Below are 10,121 nucleotides of genomic sequence, written 5' to 3' on the forward strand. Positions count from 1 at the left end.
CGGCCCGTGGTCGGTCCTTACTTCAGGAACTGGTCGTAGCCGTCAGACTCGAGCTGATCTGCCAATTCAGCGCCACCGGTCTTGATGACTTGACCGTCTGCAAAGACGTGCACAAAGTCCGGCTTAACGTAGTTCAGGATGCGCTTGTAGTGGGTAATCATCAAGATGCCACCATTGGTTTCCTTCTGGTAGCTATTGATGCCCTCAGACACGATGCGCAGAGCGTCAACGTCCAGGCCGGAGTCGGTTTCGTCCATAACTGCGAACTTCGGCTTCAGGATATCCAGCTGCATGACTTCGTGGCGCTTCTTCTCACCGCCGGAGAAGCCTTCGTTGACGGAGCGGGAGATGAAGGACTTATCAATCTTCAAATTCTCGCGGGCCTGGGTAAGCTCCTTGTTCCATTCACGCAGCTTCGGTGCTTCACCGCGAATGGAGGTGACTGCAGAGCGCATGAACTGAGAGACCTTTACGCCTGGTACCTCAGTTGGGTACTGCATCGCCAAGAAGAGGCCGGCGCGAGCGCGCTCGTCGACGGGCATCTCCAGCAGATTTTCGCCGTCGAGAAGCACCTCGCCCTCGGTAACCTCATACTTTGGGTGGCCGGCGATGGTGTAAGACAAGGTGGACTTGCCGGAACCGTTCGGACCCATGATCGCATGGATCTCGCCGGAGTTGATAGTCAGGTTAACGCCCTTGAGGATTTCCTTCGGCTCGCCGCCTTCTTCCGTCGGCAGCACCTGGGCGTGGAGGTTCTTAATTTCCAGAGTAGACATAATGTGTGTGGTTTTCCTTCTATGAAAGATTTAGGCGGAGATCTTTTCCAGTTCTTCGGAAATGCGGTTTTCCAATTCCTCGGACAGGGACTGCACCGGAATACGGTGGATGACCTCATTGAAGAAGCCACGGATGATGAGGCGGCGGGCTTCAGCCTCTGGAATACCGCGAGACATCAGGTAGAACAACTCGATGTCATCGAAGCGACCAACGGTGGCCGCGTGGCCTGCACCGGTAATTTCACCGGTCTCAATCTCCAAATTAGGGATTGCGTCCGCGCGAGCGCCCTCGGTCAGAATCAGGTTGTTGTTGGTCTCGTAGGTATCGGTGCCCTGAGCATTGGAGCGGATAAGGACATCGCCCACCCAGCAGGTGCGGGCCTCATTGTCCTTGGTGCCCTGCAGTGCGCCCTTGTAAAGGACGTGGGAGCGGCAATTAGGGACGGAGTGATCCACCAACATGCGGTTTTCAAAGTACTGGCCTTCGTCAGCGAAGTAGACGCCCAGCAGCTCTGCGTCGCCGCCTTGCTCGGTGAAGTTCACGCGAGGCACGATGCGTACCACCTCGCCGCCAAAGATGGCGGAGTTGTGGCGCAGCACAGAATCGCGGCCGAGCTGTGCCACGTGGTTAGACAGGTGCACGGCATCGTCTTCCCAATCAACGTCAACAACGACGGTCAGGTGAGCGCCATCGCCCACGATAAACTCGACGTTATCCGCGTGGGTGCCAGAACCGACGTACTTCAAGATAACGGTGGCTTCCGCATGGTGGCCTACCTCGATGGAGGTGGCACCAAAGGAAGTTACGCCCTCGCCCTTGCCGGTGTAGGTAATGACCACGGGCTCTTCCACCTGAGCCTCGGCGTCAATGGTGACAACCTGGCCTTCAGGCATAGAAGTCCATGCCTGTGCCGCAACGCGGTCAGACGGGGTACCAACGCGGCCCAAGCGCTCGTCATCGCGTGCGACGGTCTCGGAGCTTACGCCGGGATGTTCGCTCACGGTGACGTCCTGTGCCACTGCCTCAGCGAACTCGCCATTGTGCAGTCCACGGAGCTTGCGCAGGGAGACAAAGCGCCACACCTCATCGCGACCGTGCGGCACCGGGAAGTCCTCCACGTTGGTGGAGGTAAAGACATCACCCTTGGTAATCTTATCCGGATTGAATTCGTTCGAAGCGACCATTTTCTTTAGCCGACCGATCCTTCCATTTGCAGTTCGATGAGGCGGTTGAGCTCGAGGGCGTACTCCATCGGGAGCTCCTTAGCAATCGGCTCAACGAAGCCACGCACGATCATCGCCATTGCTTCTTCTTCCGCGATACCGCGGGACATCAGGTAGAACAGCTGCTCCTCAGAAACCTGGGAAACGGTTGCCTCATGACCCAGCGTGACGTGGTCATTGCGGATGTCGTTATACGGGTATGTATCCGAACGCGAGATATTGTCCACCAGCAACGCGTCGCACTCGACGTTAGAGGTGGAATGGTGCGCGTTCTGATTAACCTGCACCAAGCCGCGGTAAGCGGCGCGGCCGCCGGCACGGGCAACCGACTTAGACACGATATTGGAAGAGGTGTGCGGAGCCATGTGAGTCATCTTGGCGCCCGTGTCCTGGAACTGGTTCTCACCAGCAAAGGCAACGGAGAGAACCTCACCCTTGGCGTAAGGACCGGTCATCCATACGGCCGGGTACTTCATGGTGACCTTGGAGCCAATGTTGCCGTCGACCCATTCCATGGTGCCGCCTTCTTCTACCTTGGTGCGCTTGGTCACCAAGTTGTAGACGTTGCTGGACCAATTCTGAATGGTGGTGTAGCGGCAGCGGCCGCCCTTCTTCACGATAATCTCCACTACTGCGGAGTGCAGGGAATCAGACTTGTAGATAGGAGCGGTACAGCCCTCGACGTAGTGAACATAAGCGTCCTCGTCGACGATGATGAGGGTGCGCTCGAACTGGCCCATATTTTCCGTGTTGATGCGGAAATAAGCCTGCAGTGGAATGTCTACGTGCACGCCCTTGGGCACGTAGATAAAGGAGCCACCGGACCACACAGCGGAGTTCAGCGCGGAAAACTTATTGTCACCGGCCGGGATAACGGTGCCGAAGTACTCCTTGAAAAGCTCAGGGTAGTCACGCAGTGCGGTATCAGTATCGACGAAGATAACGCACAACCTCGGACTCGTACTGGGCTGCCACACCGGCAACGAGGCGCTGCTTCTCAGCCTCTGGAATGCCCAACTTATCGTAGGTGGCCTTGATGTCGTCCGGGAGGTCTTCCCAGGTCTGGGCCTGCTCCTCAGTGGACTTCACGTAGTACTTAATCTGGTCGAAGTCGATGCCAGACAAATCCGCACCCCAGGTGGGAACGGGCTTCTTATCAAAGATGTTGAGTGCCTTCAGGCGCTGGTTAAGCATCCATTCTGGCTCGCCCTTCTTGGCGGAAATATCGCGTACTACATCTTCGTTCAAGCCGCGGCGAGCAGAAGCACCAGCCGCGTCCGAGTCGTGCCAGCCGTACTCATATGCACCAATGGAATCAATAATTTCATCATCGGTCATCTTGTTCTCGGGTGCCGATTGTGCCTGGGTCATGACTCGCTCCTTTCAGTATTTGTATTAACGGGTGTCAAGGGGATGTTCGTGGTACAGATCCCGTGACCGCCAGCAATGGAGGCCAAGGGCTGTACGTGTTTGCCTAATAGAGCAGAAAAGACTTCTTGTTCCGCCTCACACAGCTCCGGATGCTCGGCCGCCACGTGGGAGACCGGACAATGATGCTGACAGATTTGCACTCCCTGACCAGCGCGGTCCACCGTGGCGGCATACCCGTGCCCGTCCAAGACCTCAGCCAGCTTACGGGCCACGTCCTCTACAGATTCGCCCTCTTCTATCAAGGGACGCGCGTCTGCAACGAGTCGCTCGAAGCGGACCTTGGCAAAGCGCTTAACAGCCTCAGACCCGCCAACGTCGCGAAGCGCCGTCAAAGCATCAGAGGCCAAATCATCGTAGGCGTGGCCGAATTGCGCCCGGCCACGATCAGTGAGGCGGAAGTGTTTGGCTGGTCGGCCGCGACCAGACCCGTTGCCCGTTGAGCCGCGGGTCACTGGGCGACGGCGCACAACCTCCGTCAGTTCCTCTTCCACCAAATTGTCTAAGTGCCGGCGGATTCCGGCAGCAGAAAGGCCAAGGCGTTCACCCAAGTGGGAAGCGGTAACGGGCCCGTCCTTCAGCAGCAACAGCATCACTTGCCGGCGGGTATCGCCATCCGTAGTGCGGGATTCCTTAGCCGCCTTGTGCGTAGTTTCTACGCGCTGAGGTGTGCTCATGCCGGGACCTCCCTTCGTGCTTCGCTCACTTACAGCCGCCCTGCAACCGACTCCCGTAATTCCGCGAGTCGCACCGCAGTCCAACTGTGCCTCCTTTATTAGACAACACTAGTGTTCCTTAATTCATTCCGGAATGCCACCATTGGCCATTCTTCGGCGTGGCACGGGGGTGGCTAGATCCCCTCATCGCCACAACCGGCGGTGCTGCGCGCGCTAAAAGGGCGGGCCTGCTGGGGTTGGGGCGGAGGATTCGCGTAAGGTCTTATCCCATGACAGGCAAATTCCGCGGCTTTCTTTCCGGCGTCAAGGCCGAGCTGCCGCAGTTGGGCACCGCTGGTTCTCGGTCTGCGCAACTACACGCCGAGGACACCGGAGCCGCGGAACCTGATTCTCGTTTTGATTTTGTCCCTGCCAATGCGGATGGCCTAAAGCGCACCACCACCGCACAATGGCGGACATTTTTTATCCTGCGCTGGGTGGGCACAGTGGGTTCTCTGCTTATCGCCTTCGGCGCGTTGGGAGCCGGCGCTCTCCCAGTAGTGGGAAACCCTTATGACAACGTACCTTTTGGCTCCCTCATGTCCCGCATGCTGCAGACCTCTTCTGCCATAGTCATGGTGGGAGTGGGCCTGTTGGTGGCCGCCTGGGTTTTCCTGGCCCCTTTTGTAGGCACTCCACTGCGCCAACCCCAGGAAGGTGCCCTCACCCCAACGCGCGCCCGCCGGCTCGTCACCACACACCAGCTGTGGCGCACGTGGGCCGGCTGGGTCATCCCGCTGATATTTACAGCCCCACTCTTTACCCAAGACATCTACTCCTACTTGGCCAACGGTTCCATCGTGGTGCAGGGCATGGACCCGTATTCTGCAGGACCAGTGCAATTGCTTGGCGCGGGTGATAAGCTCGCCCGATCCGTACCGTTTATCTGGGCCAACTCCCCCTCGCCTTATGGCCCCGTAGCGCTCGGGCTCGCTGGAGTGGTGAGCGCAGTTACCTCAAATTCCATTCTCTTGGGAGTAATCGCCCACCGGCTCTTATCCATCGCCGGCATAATGGTTGCTGGGTGGGCAATTAGCTGTCTCGCGCGGCGCTGCCGGGTATCTCCAGAATCCGCCCTATGGCTCGGCATTCTCAACCCACTCACTATCTTGCACCTGGTGGGCGGAATCCATAATGAGTCCATCATGTTGGGCCTGCTCCTAGTGGGTATGGAGCTGGGCCTGCGGGGCGTCGACAAGCTGGAAAAATCCACGCGCAGTGCCTACCTAGCACTAATTGCTTCTGGATTTTGTCTGTCTTGCGCCGGAATGGTCAAGGTAACCGGCTTTATTGGACTAGGTTTTGTAGGGATGGCCTATGCCCGCCACCTGATAGACAAGGACGGTGCACCACGCTGGAAGGCCTTGGCCTACGCCATTGCCCTGCAGCTAGTTATTTTAATTGCAACCATTGCCCTCATTAGCGCCTTGACCGGCATTGGCCTGGGGTGGATCACGGGACAAGGCGGCGCGGCCTCCATCCGCTCGTGGCTTTCTACCTCCACCGCCGTAGGCGTGGGTACCGGCTTCATTGGAATGCTGCTGGGTCTAGGTGACCACACCGAAGCTATTCTCACCGTAACCCGTACCTTTGGCGTGCTGGTGGCAGTAGCTTTCATGGCCCGCATGCTCTTTGCAACGTTGCGCGGCCGCATCCACCCTGTGGGAGGACTCGGCACCGCCTCCTTAGTGCTGGTTATCTTCTTTCCCGTCGTCCATCCGTGGTACATCCTGTGGGCGGTACTGCCTTTGGCCGCATGGGCCAACCGGCTTATATTCCGTTTTTGCGTCGTGGCCTATTCGGCAGCTATGAGCTTCTTTGTACTGCCGCGCGGCCTCGGGTTGCCGCCCAGCACTATCATCGTCATCTACGTGTCGGCAGCCTGCACTTTCGCCGTCATCACCGCCCTGTGGTGGGTTGCAGTACGGCGCAGCGGAATCCGTGTCCTAAACTAATCCCACGTGAATTCCATTTCAGCCGATCGCCCAGCCCTCACCGTGGACAACGTGGTGAAAAAATATGGCTCCACCACCGCCGTTAATGGTCTGAGCCTTAGCGTTGCCGCAGGTGAGATCTTTTGCCTCCTTGGTCCCAATGGCGCTGGAAAGTCCACGACGATCGAAATGTCGGAGGGTTTTATCCACCCCACCAGCGGCACTATCGACGTTCTGGGGCTAGACCCGAGTTCCGCACCGGACAAGGTGCGCGAAAAGGTCGGCATCATGTTGCAGGGCGGTGGTTCCTACTCCGGCATCCGCGTTCTGGAAATGCTAGAACTTTCCGCTAGCTACAGCGCCCATTCCCTCTCCCCGCACTGGCTACTGGAAACGCTCGGGCTGGAAGGAGTAGCCCGCACACCCTATCGCAGACTCTCCGGCGGGCAGCAGCAACGGCTTTCCCTCGCCCTAGCAATCATCGGTCGGCCCGAGCTAGTTTTTCTCGATGAGCCCACCGCTGGCATGGATGCACAATCCCGTTTGGCGGTCTGGGACCTTGTTCGAGCCCTGAGGCGCGATGGAGTCACCATTGTTCTTACCACCCACCTCATGGATGAAGCGGAGTCACTAGCGGACCGAGTGGCAATCATGGATCATGGCGAGCTGGTAGCCCACGGCTCCCCCGCGGAACTTACCGCCCAGTCGGACTCGGCAGGGCTTAGTTTCAGCACCGATATCGATGTTGATATGGAGGCTTTGGCTGAGGCCGGAATTCGAGCGATCAAATCCCGGCCGCTGCATTACCGCTTGACCCAGGCCGGCACACCCGAGACGATTGCCGCGCTGAGCGCCGAACTTGCCCGCCAAGGAGTCCTGCTGCGGCGCTTAGACGCAGCCCACCGCAACTTAGAGGAGGTCTTCCTTGACCTTACCGGGCGCCATTTGCGCAGCTAGCTGCGCCCTCCGCCAGGATCGAATTCAATCAACTGCGTTGCGGAAAGAAGCCACCACATGAGCACTACCTTTAACCCTGGAACCTTTACCCCCGCCCCCAAACGGGCTAGCGCCGGCGCCATGTTGCTCGCGCAAGGAAAGATGGAAGCAAAACTCATGCTGCGCCACGGCGAACAGCAATTGCTGAGCGTCATCATACCGCTGGCCCTGCTCATTGGCGCGGCCCACTTGGAGTCGCTCACCGGACATGGCTTGCACGAGGTATTTCCCATGGTGCTTGCAGTAGCGGCCACCTCCGCAGGCTTTACCGGTCAGGCCATTTCACTTGCCTTTGACCGGCGCTACGGGGCCCTTAAACGCACCGGCGCGTCCGGTGTGCCCGCATGGGCCATTATTGGCGGCAAGATCCTCGGCGTGCTCACCATGGTGGTATTCCAAATCCTCGTTTTGGGCATAGCTGCCTATATCCTGGGTCTCCGTATCAGCCCGGACGGGGTGCTACTCATGATCCTTTCGCTATTTTTTGGCGTTGCGGCTTTTACCGCCATGGGGCTGCTGCTCGGCGGCACCCTCAGCTCTGAGGTGGTACTCGCACTGGCCAATCTCATCTGGTTCCTGCTCCTCGGCGTAGTCGGATGGACCCTCTACTCCCAGGGCCTGGGCGATAATGGCATCCTCAACGCGGTGCCGACCGTCGCCCTAGCAGGCGCGCTTACCGACGCCTCTAATTCCGTCTTCCCCGGCCTCGAGCTCCTATCCTTGTTGGCGTGGCTTGCGGTGGCGTCGTTCGCCGCGGTCCGTTGGTTCCGCTTCGATGGCTAAATGTGACTTTTGTCCGGTTCCTTTCGAAACGAGAGGAATTTTTATGCCCGAAATCTCCCGACTAGTAGGATGCTATGCGTGAATTACTGGACGAAGATCAAGCGCTTCTTTAAGGAAGCCGCCCCTACACTGCAACAGCAGCGCCTCATCGCGCTCATCCTCCTCTTGTGCCAGGGTGGCATTACCGTGTCTGGTTCCATTGTCCGCGTGACCGGCTCGGGATTGGGTTGTCCCACTTGGCCGGAATGCCAACCAGGCTCCCTTGTCCCTATGGAAGGCGCTGCGCCTGCTCTCCACCAGGCTATCGAGTTTGGTAACCGCCTGCTTACTTTCGTCGTAACCGCAGCGGCTATCGCCGCCGTCGTTGCCATGCGCATGGCGCGTCGCCGCGCAGAGCTCAAGGTGTACGCATGGCTCAACGTCGCTGGCATCGTACTGCAAGCGGTCATCGGCGGTATCTCTGTCCACCTAGACCTCCGCTGGTGGTCCGTGGCGTTGCATTTCCTACCTTCGATGCTCTTGGTATGGCTGGCGGCAATGCTCTATTCCCGCATTGTGGAACCCGATGACGGAACGCCACGCGCTCGCTTCCCTCAAGCGATTCGCCTCCTTGCAGCGGTCGCTACCGTTGCCTTGAGCATTGTGCTCATCACCGGCACGATGGTTACCGGTTCGGGCGTCCACTCTGGCGATTCCGGGGTGGGAATGGAAGGCCGCCTGCAGGTAGATACCGAAGCCATGGCCGTCACCCACGCCATGTGCATGTACGTCTACCTGACGCTTACGGTTATTACCGTCTTCCTTCTTTACAAGAACCGCGCACCTCAAGACGCTAAGAAGGCTGGCTGGGTCCTCGTTGTATGCATCCTCATTCAGTGGGCGGTAGGCGTTTACCAGTTCTACATGAGCATTCCGCGCTGGACTGTCCCCTTCCATATTGGCCTCTCCTCCTTCGTCACCGCGTATACCGCCCTGCTATGGGCACACGGTGTACGCCGCACCGACGGCACCGCGGATCTCATCACCGGCTCTCCCAGCGGCGATGAGAAGTACGCGGCGCGCCAAACCTCTCTTGAACAAGAGCGAGCGACTGCTTAGCCCATAATGCTTACGGCCGGCCGAGGCACTGCACTCGGCCGGCTTTTTGCGCTAGCCTGGCTATATGCACGCAATTCAGGTCACAGAAACCGGCGGACCAGAAGTACTTCGCTATACCGAAGTTCCCGCCCCCACCCCTAATGACGACGAGGTTTTGGTGGACGTCATCATGGCTGGCGTCAACTACATCGATACCTATTATCGTGAGGGTATCTATAACGCGGCCACCCCGTTCATTCCCGGATTCGAAGGTACCGGACGCGTAATCCACGACCCCAAGGGGGAAGTTGCCGAGGGCACGATGGTGGCATGGAACCAGGCTTTTGGCTCCTACGCCGAACAGGTCTGCGTCCCACGCGAGGGACTAGTGGCGGTCCCTGATGATTTCCAGCCAGAAGTCGCTGCCTCTATGTTGCTGCAGGGCATTACCGCACACTATTTGGCGCATGGCGTTTATCAACTGGGTGAAGGCGCTTCCTGTCTGATTACTGCCGGCGCCGGCGGTGTAGGCCAGATCCTCACCCAAATGGCATCGTCGCTCGGCGCTACCGTTTATACGGTGGTCTCCACGGACGAAAAGGAGGAGCTCTCCTACGCAGCCGGTGCGGATAAGGTATTTCGCTATGGCGACGCACTCGCCGAGCAGGTCCGTCGCTACAACGGTGATAGGGGCGTTGACGTGGTTTACGACGGCGTCGGCAAGGCTACCTTCCACGAGTCCCTCGAAGCAGTACGCCCCCGTGGCACCGTCGCGCTATTCGGCGCCGCTTCTGGCCCAGTTGAGCCTATCGACCCGCAGCTGCTAAACAAGCATGGGTCTATCTTCCTCACTCGGCCTTCCATCGGCGCATGGACAGCCCAAGAAGGCGAGTTCCAGATGCGTGCCCAGGCGGTCGTCCAAGCTGTTATCGACGGCGATCTGAGCTTCAACGTCACGGCATCTTATCCACTGGAAGATGCCGCTGCGGCGCACCGCGACCTCCAGGAGCGCAAGACTACCGGTTCCATCGTGCTGCGCGTCCAAGCTGGCGATAAAGCCTAAACCCACCCACAAACGCCGAAAGCGCGGGCGTGCTGTCAAGGGGTGAATGCGCCACTTCGACCGGGAGGTAGTTGTGACGCGTTGGACTCCGAAGGATGTTAAGGATGCTGCTGTTGAGCGCGTG

General features: G+C 58.7%; 8 protein-coding genes and 1 pseudogene. 5 read left to right on the forward strand and 4 right to left on the reverse strand.

All coding sequences use genetic code 11. The features are described from left to right. Positions 1 to 17 precede the first annotated feature (17 nt). From sufC to BKN05_RS10770, 4 genes and pseudogenes are all read right to left on the reverse strand, one after another. On the reverse strand, positions 18 to 776 hold the full coding sequence (sufC, locus tag BKN05_RS10755; protein ID WP_198493085.1) for a Fe-S cluster assembly ATPase SufC: 759 nt from the start codon (positions 774 to 776) through the stop codon (positions 18 to 20). 30 nt (positions 777 to 806) lie between these two features. Then, entirely contained in the window at positions 807 to 1,961 is a 1,155-nt protein-coding gene (gene sufD, locus BKN05_RS10760; protein WP_005328395.1) for a Fe-S cluster assembly protein SufD, read from the reverse strand. 5 nt (positions 1,962 to 1,966) lie between these two features. After that, positions 1,967 to 3,371, reverse strand: a pseudogene (gene sufB / locus BKN05_RS10765) (Fe-S cluster assembly protein SufB). Continuing rightward, positions 3,368 to 4,105, reverse strand: a complete 738-nt coding sequence (locus tag BKN05_RS10770; RefSeq protein ID WP_286688629.1) for a helix-turn-helix transcriptional regulator — start codon at positions 4,103 to 4,105, stop codon at positions 3,368 to 3,370. Before BKN05_RS10770 ends, sufB begins: the two are co-directional and overlap by 4 nt. A gap of 269 nt (positions 4,106 to 4,374) precedes the next feature. Between BKN05_RS10770 and mptB the strand changes: the two genes are divergently transcribed. The 5 genes from mptB (at position 4,375) to BKN05_RS10795 (ending at position 9,997) form a co-directional block, all read left to right on the forward strand. Continuing rightward, positions 4,375 to 6,099, forward strand: a complete 1,725-nt coding sequence (mptB, locus tag BKN05_RS10775; RefSeq protein WP_286688630.1) for a polyprenol phosphomannose-dependent alpha 1,6 mannosyltransferase MptB — start codon at positions 4,375 to 4,377, stop codon at positions 6,097 to 6,099. 6 nt (positions 6,100 to 6,105) lie between these two features. Further along, on the forward strand, positions 6,106 to 7,035 hold the full coding sequence (locus BKN05_RS10780) for an ABC transporter ATP-binding protein (RefSeq protein ID WP_286688631.1): 930 nt from the start codon (positions 6,106 to 6,108) through the stop codon (positions 7,033 to 7,035). A 57-nt stretch (positions 7,036 to 7,092) separates the two neighbouring features. Further along, positions 7,093 to 7,857, forward strand: coding sequence for an ABC transporter permease (locus BKN05_RS10785; protein ID WP_286688632.1), 765 nt, complete (start codon positions 7,093 to 7,095; stop codon positions 7,855 to 7,857). A 69-nt stretch (positions 7,858 to 7,926) separates the two neighbouring features. Further along, positions 7,927 to 8,955 (forward strand): COX15/CtaA family protein, encoded by a 1,029-nt coding sequence (locus BKN05_RS10790; protein WP_286688633.1) that lies wholly within the window; start codon positions 7,927 to 7,929, stop codon positions 8,953 to 8,955. A gap of 64 nt (positions 8,956 to 9,019) precedes the next feature. Beyond that, positions 9,020 to 9,997 carry a quinone oxidoreductase family protein gene (locus BKN05_RS10795; RefSeq protein ID WP_286688634.1) on the forward strand — a complete coding sequence of 326 codons (978 nt, stop codon included), beginning with the start codon at positions 9,020 to 9,022 and terminating at the stop codon, positions 9,995 to 9,997. Positions 9,998 to 10,121 lie beyond the last annotated feature (124 nt).

The sequence above is a fragment of the Corynebacterium sp. S5S1 genome (assembly GCF_001913985.1).
In the GTDB taxonomy this organism is placed as follows: Bacteria; Actinomycetota; Actinomycetes; order Mycobacteriales; family Mycobacteriaceae; genus Corynebacterium; species Corynebacterium marquesiae.